The following is a 22,957-nucleotide window of genomic DNA, read 5'->3' as shown; positions in this document are numbered from 1 at the left end:
TTTAGCATCCTCTCTAAAGTAAGTAATGGATATGGAACATTATATGCAAGGTGGAGTAAGGCGAACTGTGTTGTATGAATTGGTAATGTGCAAGTATGTTAGTAGGCGAAATGAATAAAAGGGAGTGGAATGTATGCGATACGAAATGGGGTTATATAATACGCCTTTTCAGTCAATTCAATCAGGAAAAAAAGTATATGAAGTACGGTTATACGATAAAAAACGTCAACTTATAAAACAAGGTGATGAAATTGTATTTACGAACCTTACGACAGCAGAAACGATGGCCGTAAAAGTAACGGAGATAAAACGATACGAAAACTTTAAAGCAATGTACGAACAAATTGATAAAAAATTATTGGATTGTGAAAATGATAGTTTAGAGGAAATGTTAGAAAGTACATACAAAATATATACGAAAGAGCAAGAAGAAAAGTGGGGAACAGTTGCGATCCGTATTGAGGTAATAAAGTGATAAGAAATCGCGGTGCAGCTATCATTGTGCAGGACGGAAAAATTGCTCTTATAAAACGTGTTCGAGAAGATGAAATATATTTTGTTTTTCCAGGTGGGGGAATTGAAGAAGGAGAAACACCTGAAGAGGCAACGAAGCGAGAGGTATATGAAGAATTAGGAGTACAAATAGAAGTAAAGCGTCTTATTACAAAGGTAAAGTATAAAGGTACTGAATATTATTATGATGCCCATATTACGGATGAAGTCTTCGGAAGTGGGAAAGGTGAGGAGTTTAAGCAGAAAGATAGAGGGAGTTATATTCCGTTATGGATGCCGATAAATGAGCTGGAAAAATTGAATATAAAGCCTTGCGAAGTGGTCGAAAGTATATTCGAAAATTATAAAGTGTAAGGTCTGACAACATACAAAAAAAACCATTGACATAGCCTTCTGATTTAAGTATTGTATTCGAGTATGTTTATAATCAGGAGGTTTATATGAGCAATCAAACTACTACACATCATGTGAAAATGACAACAGCAGATCCGTCTGGAATCGGTCTATTTGGATTAGCGATGGTAACACTTGTAGCATCATCTCAAAAGTTAGGCTTAACAGATGGCGTTTCACTTGTATTACCGTGGGCGATCTTTTTAGGAGGATTTGCACAACTATTTGCATGCATTCACGATGCAAAGCATAACAATACGTTCGGCACAACAGCATTTGGTGCGTACGGCCTATTTTGGTTAGGTGTTGGAACGTCTTGGTTAATTCAACTTGGAGTATTTGGCGAAAAATTAGCCCAAACTGCAGATTCAAAACAGCTTGGTGTAGCCTTTATCGGATACTTGATTTTCACAATCTTTATGACAATTGGTGCAATGGAAACACATAAAGTATTATTTATGATTTTCGTACTTATTGATTTCTTATTTATTGGTCTTTCATTAAGTACTTTAGGTGTTATGCCGCACGCAATGCATAATTTAGCAGCATATTCTGAACTATGTATTTCATTATTATCTTTCTATGGTTCAGCAGCAGCAGTGTTAAATACACATTTCGGAAAAGTTGTATTACCAGTTGGAAAGCCGTTTGGTATTTTTAAAAAGTAAGAAAAAGCACAGATGATTGTGTAGTCATCTGTGCTTTTTCTATTTATCGATAGCTACAGCGGTAGCTCCTATTGTTTCAGAAATCTTTTGAGAGCTCGTTGGATTTCCGTCTATAGTTACATGAACTTGTTGCTTAGGGTTCGCAGTAACAACCCAGGCGTTCGGTAAATATCGTGATTTATGAGATAAGGTAGAAGGAATATTTAAAATATCTCCCATTGCGTACAATGTTGCTGAAGAGCCGCCATCCATTGCCATCGCATTAACAGCTCCTTTTTCGTAAAGAATATCTTGACAATCTCTTAAAGAAGCTCCAATGCTATGAGGTTGCCTTCCATCAATAATGAAAAACATAATAGAGCCATCTTTTTTTTGAGCCATAATACTTCGAGGACCATAGCCCCATCCACCATCATTTGTAATCATTTTTTCGCCATTTACAATTAGCTGAGGCATAAAGCCGGCAGCGGAAACGACATTTTTATTTAATAATTGATTAGCAGAAAATTCTCCAGAAACCATTTGTCCGTATTTCGTAAGTCCACTAATGAGAGTAGGGGTGTTAATATCTTTCGGCGTGGTTATAACTTTCTCATTTTCAATAACGATACCGATTCCAGTTTTACCACCACCATGCCCCGTTTCATCCGAAAAGCCACTAGCATTAACAGCGGCAAGTGCATGATTTCGCTTTGCCATAACATATATTTTTTCTCCAACGTCTTTTCCTTGTGAACCTTGCTGCGTAACGAGCTTTACATTTAATGGATTACTAATTGTCATTAATTTACCTTCAAAAAAATGATCATCATATTTTTTCTGTATCGTTTCAATTGAAACATCTAGCGGTAAGTTTTTTTGTCTTTCTAACTCTTTTTTTGAAAGTTTAGAAGTAATAAATTCGCTATTTTTCCATTTTGGATTTGTAATGGATTGAGAAATATCATTTAATTCTTTATCAGACAATAATGTGAATTTTGCATATTGTGGATGTTGAGAAGTTAAAATACTCTCAGCCGCAATGACACGTAAATTGTGACCGTATGAAGTACCGAATAAAATAATAGCACCCCCTGTTAGTAAGAATATCGTTAAAAGAGAGGATATTTTTAATAATCTAATAAAATACTTTTTCATCATAAGGACTCCTCTTTCTGTAAAGTGAAAAATTGATTAATGTTTGAGTAAGATGTACACACATTTTTTATTTGAAATAAATAATGTGAAATGATGATAATACAATAAAGTTTGAAAGCAGATTTGGCAATAGTTGAATATGAATAAAGAGATTTTAAATGAAATGTGGATAGTCAGATGTGAAAAGTGATGAAAATAGAAAAATTCAATTGAAATTGATTCTCATTATTAATATAATGAGAATGAGAATCATTTTTGTTATAGGGGGATGTCAAGGTGGCGAAAATTTTAATAGCGTATGCAAGTATGTCAGGAAATACAGAGAGTATTGCTGATTTAATTAAAGTAAGTTTAGATGCTTTTGATCATGAAGTAGTATTGCAAGAAATGGAAGGCATGGATGCTGAAGAATTGTTAGCTTATGATGGAATCATTTTAGGGTCTTATACGTGGGGCGATGGTGAATTACCATTTGAGGCGGAGGATTTTCATGAGGACTTAGAAAATGTAGACCTATCAGGGAAAAAAGTAGCGGTATTCGGATCAGGTGATACGGCGTACGAGTTATTTTGTGAAGCAGTAACAATATTTGAAGAACGTCTCATAGAACGCGGTGCAGAACTTGTACAAGAAGGGTTGAAAATCGAACTAGCTCCAGAAGATGAAGAGGATATTGAAAAATGCAGTAATTTTGCAATTGCATTTGCTGAGAAGTTCTAAGAATGGGAGTGTCAACGTGGGGACAATGTTAAGTGCGACTGCTATTACAAAGCTAAGAGATGGAAAACTTATGTTAGCTACTACATATAATGGCCTATTTATTGAACAAGACGGAGAATGGAAACAAATTTTAAATGGCTTTCAAAAACGAATTAGAGATTTACATAGCGAAGATAATGTAGTTTATGGTGTAGGTGACGAAGGAGTTTTTATTCGTAGTATGAATGGTGGCGAAACGTGGGAGGTTCGGCGCTTCCCAACGAAAGCAACGAGCTGGAATGTGTGTAGTAATGAGAGTGGAACAGTTATTGCTCATGGAGATAAAACGCTGTATCATTCTAATAATTTCGGTTCTACATGGGAGACCACCTATCCATTTCTTGACTACGGTAGTGATGCACCGTCTATTCGTTCATTATTTTTATATAAACATTACTTATTTATCGGTACGAAAATACATGCGAAATATGGTGGTGTTTGGCTTTTTGATTTAGAGACACGTAAATTAAAAAGGATTAAAATAGCGATGAATCAGATGATTTCGGCGTTGACTATACATAATTCTTATTTAGTAGCAGCAAGTGGATCGTGCAAAAGAATTAGCGGGAATATTTCTTTTTGTAAAATAGATGAAAGTATTGAGAGTGAAAAAATATATTGGCATACATGTCAAAGTGAGCAGAAAGTGAGTAGTTATTTAGACTTAAGTGTAGATCAACATGTGCTATATACAACTTCAACGCAAAATAAGGCGGGAGTTAGTACAGTTTGTCGTGTGAATCTTGAAGAAGGTATTGTTACAGTATGTGACTCGGTAAAAGGGCATGGTTGGCGCATTGTTAATCAAAAAGAAGGTTATATTGTAGCTGGATCAGGTGAATCAAAAGCGATGCAGTGGAAACAAAAAGTTGTATAGTAAAAAAAATTTGCTTTTATTATATTGATATGATATAGTATGTTTAAACCATTTTACTTTTAATAATATAGAGATTTAAATGAGCTGTAACTTCCGAGGAGGATAGCAATGTTAAATCTCCTCTGGGGTTGCAGTTTTTTAATGTCTGGCTTATTATTGTAAGGTGGTTGAAAATGAATATGTACATATAGGTACATTGTAGGAGGATTTTTTTCATGCAAAACGGTAAAGTAAAATGGTTTAACTCAGAAAAAGGTTTCGGTTTCATCGAAGTTGAAGGCGGAGAAGACGTATTCGTTCATTTCTCAGCTATCCAAGGCGAAGGCTTCAAAACTTTAGAAGAAGGTCAAGAAGTTACTTTCGAAGTAGAACAAGGTAACCGTGGACCACAAGCTACTAACGTAACTAAGAAGTAATTTTTGAAAAAGAAGGGCTTGCCCTTCTTTTTTTTGCATTTTTATAGATGTCCTCCTATTTACATATGATAATAAAACTGAATTTTCATTTTTTAATCAAGGGTATCTCATGTATAAACTACAATTATAAATAGATACTGAAAATAAAGCGAAACTGCTAATAGATAGAAAAAGGTTTTAAAGTAATAATGAAGCTATCGTATCAAAAGGAATTAGAAAGAGGTATCCAAATTGAAAAACGCTGCACATTTTATTGTGTTCGATATTGAGAGGAATTTCAGGCCGTATAAATCAGAAGATCCGTTAGAAATAGTTGATATAGGAGCTGTAAAAATAAATACAAGTACAATGAAGATCGTTGGAGAATTTTCGGAGTTAGTGAAACCGAGTGCTCAATTAACTCGTCATACAACTAAACTAACGGGCATTACAAAGAAAGATTTAATAGGTGTAGGGAATTTCCCTCAAATTATAGAGAAATTTATTCAGTTCATCGGAGAAAATTCTATATTTATTTCATGGGGAAAAGAAGATTATCGTTTTCTATCTCAAGATTGTACATTACACGGTGTAGAATGCCCATGTATGGAAAAGGAGAGCAGATTTGATTTGCAAAAATTTGTTTTCCAAGCGTATGAAGAATTATTTGAGCATACACCAAGTTTACAATTTGCAGTGGAACAGCTCGGTTTAATATGGGAAGGGAAGCAGCACCGAGCTTTAGCAGATGCTGAGAATACAGCGAATATACTTCTTAAAGTATATAGTGAGAGAGATATTAATAAACGATACAAAAGACATGGTGAGCTTGAACTTGTAAAGAACGGGAAACTAACAGAAAAAGCGAAAAAAAAGATGCGAAAATGGGTATTTAAAGAAATGAGGAAAAATACAGAACGACCTTTTGTATGGAGTACATTTGAACGTAGTGACACGTGGGAAAGTATAACGGAAAGGTATTATATAAGCGAAAATGCAGTAGAACTTCTGAAAAAATATTTTCGTACGGCGGTGAGAAGAGCGGAGCGGCAGCTGAAGTATTTGGCTGAGATGGAGGAGAATGCTGAGGTTAAGTGACAGTGACATTAAAGTCAGCTCTATGTCATTGTATTGACGAGAGAATAAAGCATTTATATAAAATAGCAATCAATTTGCTTAATTTGTTGTTGATTAGTTAAGTGTTCAAATCTTTTTGCGTGTGAAAAATCCTACCCCTTTTATAGAGATAGGATTTTTTGTAGCTATTTTATCCAATTTCTTCTGGGTTATAGCTATACTGTTGCTTATTCTCAATCCGCTCAATCACATCTTGTAATTCATCTGGCTTTAGGAACTCAATAGGAGAGAAGCCTTTCTCAAACGTCAGTGTATCAGCTTCAATCATAAGTACATATCGGTCATTCACCTTCGCAATATGAATCAAATCTCCGAAATCAGCAAGCAGGGCCTTTACAGAGATATGGTCTGCTTTTAGCTTTAATTCCACTTCAGGAGCGTGCTCGACGATTTGAGCGGTAGCTTCCATTACTTCTTCTGTTGAAAATTGTTCCATAATTTCACGTTTTGGACTGGCAGCCCATACTTCCATCGCTTGGTCGAATTGTTCGCGTTCTTCTGTACCCTCTTCAAATACATCTTCAATTTGGTCGTATACCATGTCCATTACTTGTGTTTTCATAATTTCAGGCATAGAGCGTTCGTACTCGACGAATTTTAAGAAGTCCTCAAAGTAGCGGGCGTGTGATGCTTGGTGTATTTTTAGTTCGCCTACTTCGACCATACCTTCTTCAGGCATGTATGGGTACTGGATAGATTTCATGTTTTTTGTTGTAATGGCCATTTCGACGTTACGGATAAGTGTGGATTCATCTGAAATAGAAGCGACTTTCGGTTCGAAGTCACATTTCATAACGAATACGAATGGATCATCAAAGTATTTACGTAATTTTGCTTGAGCGATTAAAAATACACCGCCACGTACAGCACTGGTGTCAAGATATGTATAAACGAGAGGTTCGCTCATATCTTTGAAGTTTTCTTTCGTCTCTGCAAAGCGAATACGATTAAATAGGTTGTAATGAGGGTTTGAATCGAGTTCGTGCCCTTCTTCTACAATAAAGCGACCAATCTTTGTAGGGGCTTGTTCTGTTTTCGCGTGACGTTCCACTTTTCGCTTCGATATTTTTAATAATTCACCATTCAAAAATTCTTTTAAGGAGCTATCTTCATATTCTTCAGCGTCTAAAGTTTGAAAATGTTTGTAGCGTTTATCAACTGCTTCACCTTTTCCTTCTACTTGTACAACATAAAAGGAAAGAAAATTTATTTCAAAATCCATATTTATCACCTTGTTTCATTTCGTTAACTCTTATCAGTATAGAGATGGAAAAAACTTTCGTCAATTTATATAAGGAAGGGAGAGCCCCTTCCTTCATATATTTTTTAGTTTCACAATTAAAATCCGTCTTCTAGTGCTGAAAATGGAATGTTCAGTCTGTTTTCTACTGTGCGTAAACGTTGGTTTAAGCGATTTAGTCTACGTGTATGGCGCTCAACTGTATTTTCTAGTTGACGTACTCTTTGTTCAAGCTCATTTACTCGTCTTTCTAATTGACGTCCGCCAGTACCAGGAAAAGAGATTGGAATTTGAAATTGTCTATTTTGGTCGTATGGATTAACTTGTTCTGTTTGATCTATATATTGTTGGTATTGTGCTTGTAAATCATATTGAGGTTGATAACTATTTTGGTTATATGGATCATATGGATTGTAGGGGTACATAAAACATCCTCCATTTCTGTAAAATAGGTTAAATTCACCATAATGTATGTGCAAAAGCGGAGCAGTGGCACGGCAAATACCTAATTATGTTTACGTGATGTACTTTTATAAATAAGAACATGAAGTTGTTAAATTTGTTTTTCTTTCATTTAATGGTATATAATGGATAGAAGGGGAGAGGTTACATAAAGATTACAAATCTGCTAAACTCAAATTTTTATATAAATATGTATAGACATTTACAAAAGAAAAGAGTAATTTAAATAGAGTAAAAAATAACTTGTAACAATTTATAAACATATTGTAAAATGATTGTAACAAAACATACATAAAAATGAAATAATACATAAAAGCAATGTTGGGGGAAAAGGAGAGAGTATATTGTTCCGTAAAATAAAGGGTATTTTAGTTGGGGTGCTATGCGTAGCTGTAGTGAGTGGTTGTGGCACAAAAGTAAGTGATGTTGCATTAGTAAGTGATATTGGTGGACACACTGTAGAGGCCAAAGCAGAAGTGCAGGATACGATTAGTTTAGTTGATGGTCGTACTGGTACTGAAGTGAAAAAACTAGATTTATCGAGTTTAGGTTATTTTGAAGATGAAGCGAAATTTAAAAAATCGGTAACGAAGGTTGCTAGTGAGGTTGGGAAGAGTGTTGATAGAAAGATGGTACCTTCACGTATAGCTCCCGACGGAAGTTGGCAAGAGGGGCAACCTTCTTATGAATTAATGGAAACAGAATTAGTAGATAAATTGTTGAACGTTGGTATGTGGGATTCTTCGTATCAGTTACCAATCATGGAAAAAAAACCTGTCGCAACATTAAGTGATGCGCAAGGAAGTGGTACGGTAATTGGTAGATATGAAACGAATTTAGGTGGCTCAACAGGTGGTAGAATTGAAAATATTCGTTTGTCTGCGCAGAGCGTTAGTGGAGTTGTTTTAGCAAAAGGAGACCGTTTTTCTTTTAATGCGCTAATTGGGGATACAACACCAGATAAAGGGTACCAATTAGGAAAAGAAATTGTAGATGGTAAATTAGTAGATGGATATGGTGGTGGTGTTTGTCAAACATCTTCAACTTTATTCAATGCAGCAGATCAAGCTGGTTTGAAAATGGTAGAGAGAACTACACATTCTAAAACAGTAGGTTATGTTCCACAAGGAAGAGACGCTACAATCGCATATCCATATTTAGACTTAGTATTTGAAAACACGAATGATGCACCTGTGAAGCTTTATATGGGCATTCAGGGCGGAAAGTTAGTTGCTGAAGTACATAAAATGAGATAAATATAATAATCTATAAAAATAAAGCCATTATTTCTAAGTTTAATAGAAGTAATGGCTTTTTCTGTGCAGTTTATTCCCCAATAATAGTGCACCTCAAGATTTGGTGAATGTAAGGAATTTCGTTAGGAGTCAAGCTGTTCGAAAAAAGTATTCAATTTAATTCTTAGTTTTCATATTGACATTATATATAATTAGCTATATTCTTCATAATAACAACTAAATAAATGGAAAAATTTATTAGTTTTCTTATCGAGAGATGGAGGGACTGGCCCGATGAAATCTCAGCAACAGACTATAAAAGTACTGTGCTAATTCCAGCAAACGTATAACGCGTTTGAAAGATGGGGGGAAATGGAGTGATATTCGACTCTTCTTATATGTATAAGAAGAGTTTTTTGTTTAGAAAGGGGGGATAAAGTGAAATTTGATGTAGCGTATTTTTTTGAAAGTTTTCCGCAATTATTTAAATATGTATATCAGAGGATCCGACAGCTGAATTGAACGAAGTAGGACTTGGGCGCTTCGATGCTTATTATAATGATAAAGTGCAAGTGGAAACAACAATAATAAAGGCGAGATTAGATAATGTGAAAGTTGGATTTGGTCCACTTGAATGGGGAGAGATTGCATTTCCACTTGCGGAAAAGAGTGAAAAGTTAGAAGATATAAATAAATCGTTAAAAGAATTAGAACAAGATGGAACGTTAAGTGAAATATCGAAAAAATGGCTAAAAGTTGATGCTACGAAAAAACAAAATTAAGGTGTATTCGTTGAATGGGGCTATTGCCTATCAACTTATATAAAAAACTAAAGAGAACTGGAGAGGAAGTTATTCATGGTACAAATTCATCAAAAAACACGCATTGGTCATGTTGAATTTAAAGTGAAAGATTTAGAGCGTCAAATTGCTTTTTATGAGAATGTTGTAGGTTTAGAGGTAATTAAGAAAGATGGGAATAAAGCATATTTAGCAGGGAAAGGTGGTAAAAGTACGCTACTTGTCCTTGAAAAGTTAGAGGACGGGGTACTGCAAGAACCACGTACAACAGGTATATATCATGTTGCTTTTTTAGTTCCGACTCGTGAAACTTTTGCTTCGGCACTATTTGGTGTTATTCGCAATAAGAAGGTCATTGATAGTCCAGCTGAGCAAGAAGGGCGTTATACATATTCAAATGAAATTTTACCAATTTCAAGGTTTAATAGTGCAAGTGATCATACGTATAGCGAAGCGTTTTATTTGCAGGATTTAGAGGGGAATGGTATCGAAATTTATGCAGACCGTCCGCGCGATCAATGGGGAGAAGGGCCAGGAGGAAGTACGCCACTCGATTTAAAAGAACTGGCAACACTGGTTGATTATGAGTTTGACGGTTTACCAGCTGATACTGTTGTTGGACACGTGCATTTACGAATAGCTGATGTAGAAAAGTCGCATGAGTTTTATGTAGAAACTGTAGGTTTTGAAGTACAACAGCGTGAAGAGGGTTGCTTATTCATTTCAGCAGGAGGCTATCATCACCATATCGGTGCAAATACGTGGAATGGGGTAAATAATCCGCACCCACCAGTGCATGCAACTGGATTAAAGGTGTATACGATTGTACTGCCACATAAAGAAGCGTTAGATGAAGTAAAAGAAAGAGTAATAGAAAAACAACATGAAATAAATGAAACTATAAATGGATTTACAGTAGTAGATCCAAGTGGTATTACAGTACAGTTTGAAATAGAAGCAGCATAAAATAAGCCAGAAAGTGAATCTTCACTTTCTGGCTTATTTTGATTCATCATTTAAAGTTCAATCCAAAATCTTCTTACTATATTCCCATCTTCCTCAATGTAATCTTCATCACGGAGACCGCCGTTATGCAAAATTGTTTTTTCAGAAGCGGTATTCACTTCGTCGCAAACGACAAGTGCTTTCTTAATGTTTAAATCTTTTGTTTTTTCTAATGATAACTCTAGTAACTTCGTAGCATAACCTTTTCTTCTTTCAGAAGGGCGAATGCCATAACCGATATGACCTCCAGCGTTAAATAGATGATCAGTTAAACTATGACGTATATTAACAGCTCCTACAATTCTATTTTCATCTGTAACGAGCCAATATGTAGAATCTGGAACCCACGTTTCAGGAATGTTTATTCCGTTATGTGCATCGAGTAATTCTTGAATCATAGCTGGGAAGTCAGAAGGGTCTTTTGAAATAACCCACGGAATCATCGTTTCACCGCTATCTTTCCATTCGTTATAAAACTCTAAGTATTCTTCTTGTAAATTGGTAGTAGGTGTAATTAAAGAGACATTCATTGTTTGTAAGCTCCTTTTCGTTATGATTTATGTATAATCAATTTATCTTTTAAAATGTTGTTAATGTTTTTAATATTAACATAAAATATTTGAGGCATGAAAGTATTTTAATAAAGTGCTTTTATATTGATGAATGGATGTATGTGATAATTTTTGATTTATTTATCTATAATGAATGAAAGGGGGAAGGGCTCGTGAGTGTAGATATTGATTTTATTATACGGATAGGTGTTGCCGGTTTGTTAGGGGCAATAATCGGTATGGAAAGGGAAATTCGCTCAAAAGAAGCGGGATTAAAAACACATTTCCTCGTAGCTGTAGGGAGTGCTTTAATTATGGTCGTTTCGAAATATGCCTTTTCAGATATTATGACTGAGGAACATATGGCCCTTGATCCGAGCCGTATTGCAGCCCAAGTTGTGAGTGGGGTTGGATTTTTAGGTGCAGGTACAATTATTATTCAAAAACAAGCAGTGAAAGGGTTAACGACAGCAGCTGGTTTATGGGCCACTGCTGGAATAGGATTGGCAATTGGAGCGGGAATGTATATAGTAGGCATTGGAGCAACAGTTCTTGTATTAATTGGCTTGGAGATTGTAAGCCGTATTTTCAAAGTGCAATTTTTATTTCCTCAAAATATAACTGTACAAATGTGTATGAATAAACAAGAAACAGTACAACAAATATTAAAAATGTTACAAGTAAAAGGTATACCAATTCTTTCATATGAAGTCGATGTTTTACAACAAGATACAGGTTTGATTTATAAGGTAGCAATGCAACTCAAAAATATTTCGTCAGAAGAAAAGAATGCATTTATTCAGCATATGCAATCGTTACCGGAAGTCACGTTTATAAATTTGAAATCATAACAATAAAAAGAGGGATAGATGTAGCAAGAATTTTGCTATTATCTATCCTTTTTTTGATATAAACCGTGTGGAAAGTCAAGCGTTAATTGGGACGGTGACAGAGAAGAATTGTTCCGACAAGAATTCACACATTACTTGCAAGGTAGATATGAAGTGCCAGGTCTTTGGGGGCAAGGGGAAATTTATGAGAATGAGAGATTATCTTGGTTTGAAGAAGGAAATGCTGGATTTTTTGCAGGTGCAACGAGAACGGATAATGTCGTTCCAAGAAAGAGCATTATAGGAGGACTATCTTCAAATCCAGCAGAACGTTATATGGCAGAGCGGACGCTAAATGCTAAGTATAGAACATGGGATTTTTATAACTATTCATTTGCTTTACAGTCATGTATGTACAATAAGAGGTATGATATGTTTGATTTAATTAAAGGACCAGAGTTTATCCGTAAAAATAGATAAGCTCTGGTCCTTATTACTTTTAATTCACACACGAAATTAAGATGATTGATGAGTCGGGTAGTGAGATTCTTGACATTCATGTATTTAATAAGTTAAGCAGGAAATTTTTAAATAACTTCTATTACATTAGCAGGGGATACTAATAGAAAAGCGTGTACCTTTACCTAGTTCACTCTCTACCTCTATATCTCCGTTTAATTCTTTAATAATACTGTAAGCAATCATAGTACCAAGCCCAGTCCCTTTTTCTGTTGTTGAATAAAACGGCAAAGCAATTCGTTTTATTTGTTGGGATGACATTCCAACTCCTGAATCAATAATATCAATTATAATATTACCTTTTATTTTTTGTATATTTATTTGTAATACTCCACCATTTTTCATAGCCTCAATTCCGTTTTGTATGATGTTGTTTAGACAGAGTCTGAATTTTTCAGGGTCCCCATTTATATAAAAGGAATCTGTACTATTTTGTTTTATTTCAACTTTGTATGATAGAGCGAGTGGTGAAATAGTGTCTTTCACCTGATTTAAAATGTGATTAATATCTACTTTCTCTTTTATGGTGTTCTGTGGTTTGGTTAAAGATAAATAGTTATTAATAGTAGATTGTATTTGCTGCATTTCAATTAACATGATTTCTAAGTACTGATCTTGAGGTAGCTTAGAGGCATGTTTTTCATTTAATAATTGAGTAAATCCATGTACCGTGGTTAGTGGATTGTGGATTTCATGTGCAATTGACGCAGCTAGTTCGCTAGCTATATAAAATTTTTCAGCCCGTTGCAGTTTTTCTTTCATTTTATATTTCTCGATCATTTCCTCTATTAAATAAACTGATAATAATACTGTGAAAATATTAATGACTATATAATTAAATAAAAATTCTATGAGAGTAGAGTCTATTTTACCACCTGTATTTATTTGAGTTACAATACCGCAGATAGAAAGTGAAGTTGTACATATTAAAATAAGAAGTAAGCTTAATAATATCTTTTTTTCCTTGAAATACATAGGTAATAAGTAACGAAAGAGCATTGTTATACCAGAAATAATAGTAAAGATAATAAATGATGGAAGAACACCACTTCCACCTAAGTAAAATCGATAAGAAAGGTATAAAATTCCTATAAAAATAATGTTTTTTGTATTTCCATATAGAAAAACGAATATGATAGGAATGAAACGTAAATCATAAATAAATCCAGCATGTAAATGAAAAGGAAAAGTCATACAAAAAATAATAGCAATGGAGGAAAGGATAGAAATCAATATGTTATTACATGTCGTTTTTTCTTTAAATTCTAGCCAAAATACATGATAGCTAAGGATGCAAATTATTATAATAAAGGTATTTAATAAAAGTGTAGAAATTCCCATAGTTTTGCCTCTCCGATAGTTTGTAAGTAGGATTATGTATGAGTTGAATCTAGGTGTTTGGTAATTAGTAGACTTTCTATCTTAAAAAAGGAAGGGTACTTGAAAAAGTACTTTTATATTACTTGTATTAGAATTGATGAGGAAGATAGAAAAATAATAGATAAAAAAATCTACTTAAATTTATGTACATATGAAATTAGAAACTAACTTTTGTATAGGTAAAATTGGAATTGAGTTACTGGTAAAAGAATAGTTTTTTGGGTGTGAATATTCTGTAAAACAAATGTATATGGCGACACCTGTTTTGTAGCCTTCGTTATATTAACATGGAATTTATCAAATTACAAAGTGAAAATTAAAAATTTTTTTATTAGTATATTTTATCTAAAATGGAAACACTGTTCATTTGAGTGTTTTGGTAATTAATCGTATAAATTTTGTGTTAGAAAAAAGACTTTGAAGTTTACATGTTCTTTTTTATGAAAAATAGTACTAAAATGAGTTTTAATATTTATAAGCAGGTGATAAGTAAATTAAATAAACAAAGGCCCTGTAAAAAATACAGGGCCGGATACAGGGGGAAGGGAACGCATAGTTTTTTAGTAACATAGTAGCATAAATTTTCCATGTAACTACACAAGAGTTTTGACAAATTTAAGAGCAAGATAAAAGGTTTTTAAGAATAAATATAGTACTGGAGATTTGAGTTGTAATTTAAATATTAGCCGGATTATATCGCTAAAAACAGATAAGTATTTTAAACATTATAACTGTTAGGAATATATATGAAAGAAATGTACTGAATTCTTCCAGATATATAAAGAAATATTTTTTGATTCGATTAAAAAAGAAAGACCGCCATTTATTATACGTTATATCCGAATAACTTTAGATTTTCTCCTGATCCTGAAATAATCTTCTCGAATTGCAATCCTAATTTTTCTAAAAGCTTTCCTGAATCAACATTGTCTGTAGAAGTAATTGCTACAATTCGTTTTAGCCCTAACTTCTGTACACCATATTCCAATACCGCAGAAGCTGATTCATAGCCATATCCTTTTGAGCGGAATTTTTCTAAAAATGCAAAACCGATATCAACATCTTCTAATGAATCCCTTTTAATAAGACCACACATACCAAGTGGCGTGAGATCTTCTTTTCGTTCTACTAAGAAAAGACCGAATCCAATTTTGCTATACATATCGACTGGTCCGTTCAAAATATATTTTTTTGCGCCTTCTAAGTTTCTAACCCCTTTATCACCAATAAACTGAATCCATGCAGGATCATTTACTAACTCGAGAATAAACGGAGCATCTTTTACATCAAACCAACGAATATTGAGACGTTCAGTTTCTAAAACTATCAATCTATTGCACCACCTTTAAAAGTTATAACAATTAGTATGGATTGTGTGAAACGAAAGTGCAATATATTTTAATAGAGCTTTGCTTGTTCACATAAAGTTCGATTGTTTTGTATAAAAGGATATTTTATAATTAGGATTGATTGTAAAGAGTGAGATACTTATACAATAGCTCCTAGGTAACTAGGAGTTTTTACTATATAACTATCATTATTACTAAATATGACACACTACACATTCTACTCAAGGAGGTATATAATGAAAAAATTATATAATGCATCGTTTACTTATTTGATTATAGGTTTATTGTCAGGAATATTTGCTAGGGAGTATGGAAAATATAAAGGGATTTTAGGATCTACTTTGTTAAATCTTTTGCATACACACACACTTGTACTTGGCTTTTTCTTCTTTTTAATTGCTTTAGGATTAGCAAAAGTATTCGCGTTTCATGAAGTGAAAGGGTTTAATACATGGTTTGTTTTGCATAACATTGCATTAACTTTAATGTTAGGTTCGCTGGCAGCAAGAGGTCTTCTTCAACTAAATGGGGCAGACTTTAAAGGGTTAACGTATATTGTAGGGTTCTCCCATTCGATGATGGCAGTTACTTTAATTTGGTTTATGTTGTTAATAAAGAAGTCATTTAAAATGTAGTAAAAAAGAACTTGTAGCGATTGCTGCGAGTTCTTTTTTACTAAGCTCTGATGAAAAAGAGAAAGGAGGGAATAATTCAACTTTTCTTAGAAATAAACAAATCCAAATCCTTTTTAAGGAATTAGAAAAATATTATGGTGACAGAATGAATAAACGAGTACAAGAATTAAATTTTCCAACTCATTTACCGTATAATCGTATATGGGAAACAGAGAAAGCACATTCAGCTAGAAAATCTGCCCATATTGCTCATGAGGATACATCAAGGGAATCTATTTTAGTTCCAATTCCATATTCTTCTCCGGAACAGGAACATAAGGAATTAATAAGTGCTATGCAAGAGGGGATAGAAAATAATTTTAAAGAAACGGAAATCATTGTTATTGGAAGAGTTCCAACTGAAGTGTTGCAATATGCATCAAAAGCACCAATGGGAGCTATTAGATGGTGGACAATGGAACCAGAAGATTCTTTAGAAATTTGTATTAGTTATGCTGAATTTTGTACTTCTTGTAAGGAAAAGTATATTGTTTTGCCATAAAGGTTATATAAGATAAAAAAGCAATCTAGAATTTCAGATTGTTTTTTTATTAATTTTCTTTTCTGAATAGTTAGTGTAGAAGTGTTAAACTATACAATATAGTAAGAATATTTCGTAAAGGGGAGTGTGAAATGGAAATTACAGTTGAACATTTAGTAAATGAATTAAAGGATATACTTCCTGAAGATCGAGTAGTAATAAATACGACAGTAAGAGAATTACATAGTAAAGATGAATCTTACCATACTAGTAGTTTACCTGATGTAGTTGTTTTTCCGAAAACGACCGAAGAGGTTAGAGAGATTATGAAAGTAGCAAGTCAGTACGGAAAGGCTGTCGTTCCGTTTGGAGTAGGGTCCAGTTTAGAGGGACATGTAATTCCTTATGAAAAAGGAATTACAATGGATTTTTCGCTTATGAATAAAATACATGAAATAAGAGAGAAAGATTTTCTTGTGAGAGTACAACCAGGAGTGACTCGCTCTCAGCTTAATAAAGAATTGAAAAAGTATGGACTGTTTTTTAGTGTAGACCCAGGAGCAGATGCAACGTTAGGTGGAATGGCTGCTACAAATGCGAGCGGAACGACAGCAGTTAAGTATGGCGTTATGCGTGATCAAGTTCGTGATTTAGAAGTGGTTCTTGCTGATGGACAAGTAATACATACTGGGAATTTAGCAGCGAAGTCATCATCAGGTTATCATTTAAATGGTATTTTCGTAGGATCAGAAGGGACGCTTGGGTGTTTTACAGAATTAACTTTAAAAGTATACGGCATACCAGAACATGTTATGGCTGCGAGAGCATCGTTTCCAACTGTAAATGATGCAGTAGAGGCGGTCATACATATTTTGCAAGCGGGTATTCCAATTGCGCGAATTGAACTCGTTGATGAACTATCTATGCAACAAGTAAATCATTATAATGAAACGAGTTATAGAGAAGAACCAACATTATTTTTAGAGTTTCACGGCAATGAAGCAGGGCTAAAGCAAGATATCGAGTTTACGAAAGAAATTGTTTTTGATCATAAATGTAAAGAAGTTGCTTTTGAAACTGAAACTGCGGCGAGAAATAAATTATGGGATGCAAGGCATAACTTAGCATACTCTTACGTTCATAGTTATCCTGGTAAAAAGCTTATGAGTACAGATGTATGTGTACCAATTTCAGAATTAGCTGGCGCAATACAACATGCGAAAGAGACGTTAGATAAAGTTGGTCTTGTTGGTGGTATTCTTGGTCATGTAGGAGACGGGAATTTTCACGTGCTCTTAATGGTTGATCCAAACGATAAAGATGAAGTGAAAAAGGCGGACGAAATAAACGAAAGTATCGTACTATATGCTCTTAAACGAGGTGGAACGTGTACTGGAGAACACGGCGTTGGAATTGGAAAAAGAAAGTATCAAGAAAAAGAACATGGGGCGGCACTATTTGTAATGGAGAAAATTAAGAAAGCTCTTGATCCGCAAAATATTTTGAATCCGAATAAGGTGTTTCAGTTAAAGGATAGGGGATGATTGGGTGAAAGTACTAGAAGCGATAAGTAATATAACTGGAAAGTATTTTGCATTTCTGGTCATTTGTATTGCAGCTATTGCATATTTCATTCCCACGCCATTTCTCGGGTTAAATAGTTATATAACGATTTTACTTGGAGTTGTAATGTTTGGAATGGGATTAACGTTAAAGGCAATAGAGGAATGATAAGAATGCAAAAACGTATTGTGCATTTTGAAGGACTGGTTATTTTATTAGCCACGATTTATATGTATTCATTATATGAATTTAGTTGGATTATATTTTGGGTGTTCCTTTTAGCGCCGGATGTATCAATGTTAGCGTATGGGATAAATAATCATGTTGGTGCTAAAATATATAATGTATTTCACACATATATCATATCCATATTACTCGTTCTAATAGGTGTCTTTTTTAAGGTAGACATAGTTATTATGATAGGCCTAATATGGACAGCGCATATTGGAATGGATCGAATGTTTGGATATGGGTTGAAATATGAGACGGATTTTAAAGATACTCACATTCAGAGGTTATAAATTGTTTTTAGATATGCTTTGAGAAGAGGGATACATTGAAACAGAAAATTACTATCGAAGAATATAACATCAAATGGGAAAGTGAATTTTATAAACTACAAACTCTCATTAACAATGCAATGGAAGAACTTGTTTTGTCCATTGAACATGTTGGGAGTACATCTGTTAAAGGGCTTATATCAAAACCAATATTAGATATTGATATAGTAATAGAAGATTACGAATTTTTTCCTGAGGCAGTAAAAAGACTTGAAACGATAGGATACTATCATCAAGCAGAATGGAGCTTTAAAGGGAGAGAGGCGTTTGGAAGAAAGAATGCTTTCGTTCCGTGGGATAGGAAAAGTATAAAATGGATGGAGCATCATCTATATGTGTGTGACAAAAATAGTGAAGAGTTAAGAAGGCATGTAGCGTTTCGTAATTACCTTCGTGAACATCCCGATGTTGCTATTGAATATGGGCGCTTAAAGAAAGGTTTAGCAAGAGAATCGGAAAATCGAGCCAGTTATAGTGAAGGTAAGACGGCATTTATTACAAATATATTGGGGAAAATGAACTAAGGCGGCATGGGGTACATGCTGCCTATTCTTTTAAAATAGAAAGCTGTCATTATAAAACAAATACAAACTGGCTCTGTTGAATGATACGATTCCTAAATATAATGAGAAATAAAAGATCAGAAAAGAGGGAGCTTATGTACATACCAAAATACTTCGCAATACAAGATGAAGAAATGAATTACGAAATAATTGAACAAAATAGCTTTGCTACGTTATTTTCTCAACATAATGGAAAACCATATGCAACGCATTTACCGTTATTACTAAATAGAGAAACACTCACGTTATACGGTCACTTCGCACGTCCGAATGAACAGTGGAAAGATATTGAGGATCAACAAGTACTAGCTATATTTCAAGGGCCACACAGTTACATCTCTCCTTCATGGTACGAAACAAACAAAGCAGTACCAACATGGAACTATGTTGCAGTGCATGTATACGGTGAATTAGAAATTGTTGAAGGTGAACAGGAATTAAAAGTTTCCCTTCAAGATTTAGTACATAAATATGAAGATCCAAAGAGTTCTTATTCACTAGAGAATGTAGATCCGAATTATATGGAAGGACTAAGTAAAGGTATAGTTGGTTTTAAAATTAAGATTAATAGGATAGAAGGAAAAGCGAAGTTAAGTCAAAATCATTCTGAAGAAAGAAGAAAATTGGTTGTGGAGGAGCTTGAGAAAGTTGGTAGTGAGGGGAGTAGGGGGATTGCGAGAATGATGACGAGGAATTCGTTGTAATAAGAAAAAATAAGCTATATATTAGTGGTCTTGGTAATTTAAATGACATAAGAGAGCTAAGAACAAAGAAGTGAATGTTTCAATGAATAAACATGAAGTCATACAATTATGCATGACTTCATGTTTAAAATGCTTGCGTGAAAAAATGTATTAATCACCCGCCGCCATCACCTACAGAAAGGCTGTGTATCTTGGTATTAGAATGATCCAATTTCGTTGGACTTGTTATACCGATACTAAATGCTAGAATTGTAACGATTCCCATAAAACTCAAGAGTAATTTTTTTATTTTAATCCTCCTTTTTTGAATGTTCTTATAAATTTTAATAACAAAAATAATGGTATTAGAAAGTGAAACTTATATTTCTCAACATTTGTCATGGGGATAATTTATTAAATTGATTGGAATAGTAATATATTTTAAAAAGTTGATTGGAGTATAGTTGGAGCTTGTGTTAAATAGGAAATGTGCTTTCAATAATTGAAAGCACATTAAAATAACCATCAAGTCCCACAAAAAGTACGATAAGGACGATTAGTCGACACGGGCGGAACGCAGTATTCTTCTTGACCTGTAGAATACGCATAAGGATTTGATAGTGCATCTAGAAGTTTGTCCATTACGCTATAGTCTCCATCTGTAACAGCTGCTTCTAGCGCTTCTTCTACCCTGTGGTTTCGAGGGATGATTGATGGGTTATTATTTTTCATCATCTCGTAGGCATTCTCTTTCGATTCTTCTTGTTTTTCTAATCGATATTGCCATTGATTGTACCATTCTTTAAATTCATCGCTATCGAAGAGAGGACTGCTTTCTAACGTGTTAAGTGTTAATGAACGGAATGTATTTGTGTAATCCGCTTTATGTTTCTCCATCATTTTTAAAAGTTGCTCAATAAGTGCTTTGTCTTGTTCATCTTCGTTAAATAGTCCTAATTTCTTTTTCATTCCAATGAACCAATGGTTTTCATACTGTACGCTAAATTTTGAAATTTCGTCTTGAGCAATCTTTAATGCTTCTTCTTCATCTTCGTGTAGGATCGGTATTAAAGATTCGGCTAGTCGCGCGAGATCCCATGCGGCCATATATGGTTGATTTCCATATGCATAGCGACCTTGTGTATCAATAGAGCTAAATACGGTTCCTTGGTCGTAATTGTCCATAAATGCACAAGGACCGTAATCGATAGTTTCGCCACTAATCGTTATATTGTCAGTGTTCATTACGCCGTGGATAAATCCAATAAGTTGCCATTTAGCGATGAGACTGGCTTGTCTTTTAATGACTTCTTGTAGTAAAGCAATATAACGGTTTTCATGAGCTTCAATTTCTGGATAATGTCTTTTGATCGTATAGTCAGCTAGTGATTTAAGATCTTCGATAGAACCACGAGCTGCCGCGTATTGAAATGTGCCAACACGTATATGGCTGCTAGCGACTCTAGTTAAAATTGCTCCAGGTAACTTTGTCTCACGATATGTTGGTTCGCCAGTTGTGACAACTGCTAAACTGCGGGTAGTTGGAATGTCAAGTGCATACATTGCTTCACTAATAATATACTCACGTAGCATCGGACCGAGTGCAGCACGACCATCACCGCGGCGTGAATACGGAGTAGGGCCAGAACCTTTCAGTTGAATGTCAAAACGTTTACCTGAAGGGGTAATTTGTTCGCCAATTAAAAGAGCACGACCGTCGCCTAACATATTAAAATGTCCGAATTGATGACCAGCATAAGCTTGAGCTAATGGGTGAGCTCCTTCTGGGAGTGCATTACCAGCGAAAATAGCAATTTCAGCTTCCTTCTTTAGTTCTTCAGGGTTAAAGCCGAGAGAAATCGCTAGTGAATGATTTAATTTAATTAACTCCGGTGAGCGTACAGGAGTAGGGGGGATTTCTGTATAAAATGATGGTGGTAAAGTAGTATAACTATTTTCTAAATTCCAACCTGTTTCATTATTTTTAGTCATTTTATATCCTCCTTTTTATATTTTGAATTATGTATTTGTACGTATATATTCTTTGTAAAGTTAACTAAAAGTATAATATGTTATTTCCCCTTGCAATCTATTGTAAGGACTTCAGTGCATTGTGTCTATTTAACAGCGAATACAAAAACTCCATTTTTCAACAGTATGGAGTTTTTGTTATTATTTGATTTTTACAATTATTTTTCCTTTTGCTCTTCCAGACTCCGAATATTCCATTGCTTTTTGAGCATTTTCAAAAGGAAAAACTCGATCAATTATAGGTTTGATTTTTCCAGATTCAATATAATTTGCAATTATACGTAATTGATCTCCACTTGGCTTCATAAATAAAAATGAATATTGTGCATTATGCTTTTTTTCGAGTACAGTAAGTTTGTTGCTTGCCAGTGAAAATAAGAGGGTTTTTAAAAATCCTGAACCAAATTCTTTACCGAATCGAGCATTCGGCATTCCTGAAACGGAAACAATGTTCCCTCCGCTTTTTATAATATCAAATGATTTTTCAAGTGTTGTACCACCGATTGTATCAAATACCGCATCATAATTTTTTAGTATATCTTCAAATTTTTCTGCTTTGTAATTAATCATTTTATCTGCGCCAAGAGACGTTACTAAATTCGCACCAGCCTCACTAGCAGTCGTTGCAACGGTAGCGCCCATTATTTTTGCTAACTGAATAGCGAAAGTACCAACACCACCAGATCCAGCGTGAATTAAAATCTTTTGTCCTTTTTGTAAGTGCATAATGTCATGTAAAGCTTGGTATGATGTTAAGCCAACGAGTGGAATCGAAGCAGCTTCTTCAAAACTTAAATTTTTAGGTTTTAGGGCTATGTCATCCTCATGAATGGCTATATATTCCGCAAAAGTACCAATTTTATTTTTTCTTGGACGTGCATATATTTCATCCCCGACTTTAAAACGAGTCACTTTTGCTCCAACCTTTACGATGACACCGGAAAAGTCATTTCCAAGAATTAGTGGCATTTCATATTTAAGCAGCATTTTCACTTTTCCATCGCGTATTTTAAAATCAATTGGGTTAATACTAGCTGCATGAATTTCCGCGAGCACCTCGTACTCATTTATTTCAGGAGTAGGTACTTCTGTCATACGCATTGGGACTTTCCCATATTTATCAATCATCATTGCTTTCATTTCTTATACCTC

The 22,957-nt window shown here is 34.4% G+C and carries 24 protein-coding genes, 3 pseudogenes and 1 riboswitch; of the genes and pseudogenes, 19 read left to right on the top strand and 8 right to left on the bottom strand.

All coding sequences use genetic code 11. The annotated features are described in order from the left end of the window. Positions 1 to 133 precede the first annotated feature (133 nt). The 3 genes from ACQKNR_RS00225 to ACQKNR_RS00215 all read left to right on the top strand — a co-directional run bounded on the left by ACQKNR_RS00225 (position 134) and on the right by ACQKNR_RS00215 (position 1,574). Positions 134 to 475, top strand: coding sequence for an ASCH domain-containing protein (locus ACQKNR_RS00225; RefSeq protein WP_427314506.1), 342 nt, complete (start codon positions 134 to 136; stop codon positions 473 to 475). Beyond that, on the top strand, positions 472 to 867 hold the full coding sequence (locus tag ACQKNR_RS00220; RefSeq protein ID WP_427314504.1) for an NUDIX hydrolase: 396 nt from the start codon (positions 472 to 474) through the stop codon (positions 865 to 867). The genes ACQKNR_RS00225 and ACQKNR_RS00220 overlap by 4 nt, the downstream gene beginning before the upstream one ends. An 86-nt stretch (positions 868 to 953) precedes the next feature. After that, a complete protein-coding gene (locus tag ACQKNR_RS00215; RefSeq protein ID WP_002172841.1) occupies positions 954 to 1,574 on the top strand; it encodes an acetate uptake transporter in 621 nt (206 codons plus the stop codon). 39 nt (positions 1,575 to 1,613) lie between these two features. Here ACQKNR_RS00215 and ACQKNR_RS00210 read toward each other — a convergent pair whose 3' ends face one another. Beyond that, entirely contained in the window at positions 1,614 to 2,711 is a 1,098-nt protein-coding gene (locus ACQKNR_RS00210) for a phosphodiester glycosidase family protein (protein ID WP_427315783.1), read from the bottom strand. A gap of 276 nt (positions 2,712 to 2,987) precedes the next feature. On the opposite strand from ACQKNR_RS00210, the gene ACQKNR_RS00205 reads away from it, so the two are divergent. From ACQKNR_RS00205 to ACQKNR_RS00190, 4 genes are all read left to right on the top strand, one after another. Further along, positions 2,988 to 3,431: a flavodoxin gene (locus ACQKNR_RS00205; RefSeq protein WP_427314502.1), complete on the top strand. Its 444-nt coding sequence runs from the start codon at positions 2,988 to 2,990 to the stop codon at positions 3,429 to 3,431. Positions 3,432 to 3,447: 16 nt separating this feature from the next. Continuing rightward, positions 3,448 to 4,347, top strand: a complete 900-nt coding sequence (locus tag ACQKNR_RS00200) for a WD40/YVTN/BNR-like repeat-containing protein (RefSeq protein WP_427314500.1) — start codon at positions 3,448 to 3,450, stop codon at positions 4,345 to 4,347. A 215-nt stretch (positions 4,348 to 4,562) separates the two neighbouring features. Further along, positions 4,563 to 4,763, top strand: coding sequence for a cold shock-like protein CspB (cspB, locus tag ACQKNR_RS00195; protein ID WP_193412128.1), 201 nt, complete (start codon positions 4,563 to 4,565; stop codon positions 4,761 to 4,763). Between the two features lie 231 nt (positions 4,764 to 4,994). Continuing rightward, a complete protein-coding gene (locus ACQKNR_RS00190) occupies positions 4,995 to 5,840 on the top strand; it encodes an exonuclease (RefSeq protein WP_427314499.1) in 846 nt (281 codons plus the stop codon). A 169-nt stretch (positions 5,841 to 6,009) separates the two neighbouring features. On the opposite strand, the gene ACQKNR_RS00185 is transcribed toward ACQKNR_RS00190, so the two are convergent. Then, positions 6,010 to 7,101, bottom strand: a complete 1,092-nt coding sequence (locus ACQKNR_RS00185; RefSeq protein ID WP_427314497.1) for a DUF3900 domain-containing protein — start codon at positions 7,099 to 7,101, stop codon at positions 6,010 to 6,012. Positions 7,102 to 7,217: 116 nt separating this feature from the next. Next, positions 7,218 to 7,544, bottom strand: coding sequence for a hypothetical protein (locus ACQKNR_RS00180; protein ID WP_193412118.1), 327 nt, complete (start codon positions 7,542 to 7,544; stop codon positions 7,218 to 7,220). Positions 7,545 to 7,925: 381 nt separating this feature from the next. Between ACQKNR_RS00180 and ACQKNR_RS00175 the strand changes: the two genes are divergently transcribed. The 3 genes and pseudogenes from ACQKNR_RS00175 to ACQKNR_RS00165 all read left to right on the top strand — a co-directional run bounded on the left by ACQKNR_RS00175 (position 7,926) and on the right by ACQKNR_RS00165 (position 10,582). Beyond that, positions 7,926 to 8,837: a VanW family protein gene (locus tag ACQKNR_RS00175; protein ID WP_427314495.1), complete on the top strand. Its 912-nt coding sequence runs from the start codon at positions 7,926 to 7,928 to the stop codon at positions 8,835 to 8,837. A gap of 243 nt (positions 8,838 to 9,080) precedes the next feature. Then, positions 9,081 to 9,185, top strand: a riboswitch (SAM riboswitch). 128 nt (positions 9,186 to 9,313) lie between these two features. After that, positions 9,314 to 9,598, top strand: a pseudogene (locus ACQKNR_RS00170) (amino acid ABC transporter substrate-binding protein); the annotation flags it as partial. A 75-nt stretch (positions 9,599 to 9,673) separates the two neighbouring features. Continuing rightward, entirely contained in the window at positions 9,674 to 10,582 is a 909-nt protein-coding gene (locus tag ACQKNR_RS00165) for a VOC family protein (RefSeq protein ID WP_427314493.1), read from the top strand. A gap of 50 nt (positions 10,583 to 10,632) precedes the next feature. Here the strand turns inward: ACQKNR_RS00165 and ACQKNR_RS00160 are convergent, their stop codons facing one another. After that, on the bottom strand, positions 10,633 to 11,151 hold the full coding sequence (locus ACQKNR_RS00160) for a GNAT family N-acetyltransferase (RefSeq protein WP_427314491.1): 519 nt from the start codon (positions 11,149 to 11,151) through the stop codon (positions 10,633 to 10,635). 194 nt (positions 11,152 to 11,345) lie between these two features. On the opposite strand from ACQKNR_RS00160, the gene ACQKNR_RS00155 reads away from it, so the two are divergent. Together ACQKNR_RS00155 and ACQKNR_RS00150 are read left to right on the top strand one after the other, a co-directional pair. After that, the gene (locus ACQKNR_RS00155) at positions 11,346 to 12,023 is read left to right on the top strand and encodes an MgtC/SapB family protein (RefSeq protein WP_193412111.1); all 678 of its coding nucleotides are present in this window, start codon (positions 11,346 to 11,348) and stop codon (positions 12,021 to 12,023) included. A 102-nt stretch (positions 12,024 to 12,125) separates the two neighbouring features. Then, a pseudogene (locus tag ACQKNR_RS00150) lies at positions 12,126 to 12,476 on the top strand (collagenase); the annotation flags it as partial. Positions 12,477 to 12,608: 132 nt separating this feature from the next. Here the strand turns inward: ACQKNR_RS00150 and ACQKNR_RS00145 are convergent. Continuing rightward, positions 12,609 to 13,862 carry an ATP-binding protein gene (locus ACQKNR_RS00145; RefSeq protein WP_427314489.1) on the bottom strand — a complete coding sequence of 418 codons (1,254 nt, stop codon included), beginning with the start codon at positions 13,860 to 13,862 and terminating at the stop codon, positions 12,609 to 12,611. Positions 13,863 to 14,727: 865 nt separating this feature from the next. After that, entirely contained in the window at positions 14,728 to 15,231 is a 504-nt protein-coding gene (locus ACQKNR_RS00140) for a GNAT family N-acetyltransferase (protein ID WP_427314487.1), read from the bottom strand. A 255-nt stretch (positions 15,232 to 15,486) separates the two neighbouring features. Here ACQKNR_RS00140 and ACQKNR_RS00135 point away from each other — a divergent pair, with 255 nt between their 5' ends. The 7 genes and pseudogenes from ACQKNR_RS00135 (at position 15,487) to ACQKNR_RS00105 (ending at position 19,795) form a co-directional block, all read left to right on the top strand. Next, positions 15,487 to 15,885 (top strand): DUF2871 family protein, encoded by a 399-nt coding sequence (locus ACQKNR_RS00135; protein ID WP_427314485.1) that lies wholly within the window; start codon positions 15,487 to 15,489, stop codon positions 15,883 to 15,885. Between the two features lie 145 nt (positions 15,886 to 16,030). Further along, positions 16,031 to 16,426, top strand: coding sequence for a hypothetical protein (locus ACQKNR_RS00130; protein ID WP_427314484.1), 396 nt, complete (start codon positions 16,031 to 16,033; stop codon positions 16,424 to 16,426). A gap of 131 nt (positions 16,427 to 16,557) precedes the next feature. Then, the gene (locus ACQKNR_RS00125; RefSeq protein ID WP_427314482.1) at positions 16,558 to 17,949 is read left to right on the top strand and encodes an FAD-binding oxidoreductase; all 1,392 of its coding nucleotides are present in this window, start codon (positions 16,558 to 16,560) and stop codon (positions 17,947 to 17,949) included. Between the two features lie 4 nt (positions 17,950 to 17,953). Then, positions 17,954 to 18,130: pseudogene (locus ACQKNR_RS00120) on the top strand (bile acid:sodium symporter family protein); the annotation flags it as partial. An 11-nt stretch (positions 18,131 to 18,141) separates the two neighbouring features. After that, the gene (locus ACQKNR_RS00115; protein WP_427314480.1) at positions 18,142 to 18,489 is read left to right on the top strand and encodes a DUF4260 domain-containing protein; all 348 of its coding nucleotides are present in this window, start codon (positions 18,142 to 18,144) and stop codon (positions 18,487 to 18,489) included. 35 nt (positions 18,490 to 18,524) lie between these two features. Beyond that, entirely contained in the window at positions 18,525 to 19,052 is a 528-nt protein-coding gene (locus tag ACQKNR_RS00110; protein ID WP_427314478.1) for a GrpB family protein, read from the top strand. Positions 19,053 to 19,186: 134 nt separating this feature from the next. After that, positions 19,187 to 19,795, top strand: a complete 609-nt coding sequence (locus ACQKNR_RS00105) for an FMN-binding negative transcriptional regulator (RefSeq protein WP_427314477.1) — start codon at positions 19,187 to 19,189, stop codon at positions 19,793 to 19,795. A 504-nt stretch (positions 19,796 to 20,299) separates the two neighbouring features. On the opposite strand, the gene ACQKNR_RS00100 is transcribed toward ACQKNR_RS00105, so the two are convergent. Then, entirely contained in the window at positions 20,300 to 21,766 is a 1,467-nt protein-coding gene (locus ACQKNR_RS00100; protein ID WP_427314475.1) for a protein adenylyltransferase SelO, read from the bottom strand. Between the two features lie 180 nt (positions 21,767 to 21,946). Further along, the gene (locus ACQKNR_RS00095; protein ID WP_427314473.1) at positions 21,947 to 22,945 is read right to left on the bottom strand and encodes an NADP-dependent oxidoreductase; all 999 of its coding nucleotides are present in this window, start codon (positions 22,943 to 22,945) and stop codon (positions 21,947 to 21,949) included. Positions 22,946 to 22,957: the final 12 nt, after the last annotated feature.

Origin of the sequence: Bacillus sp. NPDC094077 (assembly GCF_050279465.1) — a bacterium.
In the GTDB taxonomy this organism is placed as follows: Bacteria; Bacillota; Bacilli; order Bacillales; family Bacillaceae_G; genus Bacillus_A.
This window is presented reverse-complemented; position numbering and strand designations above follow the sequence as displayed.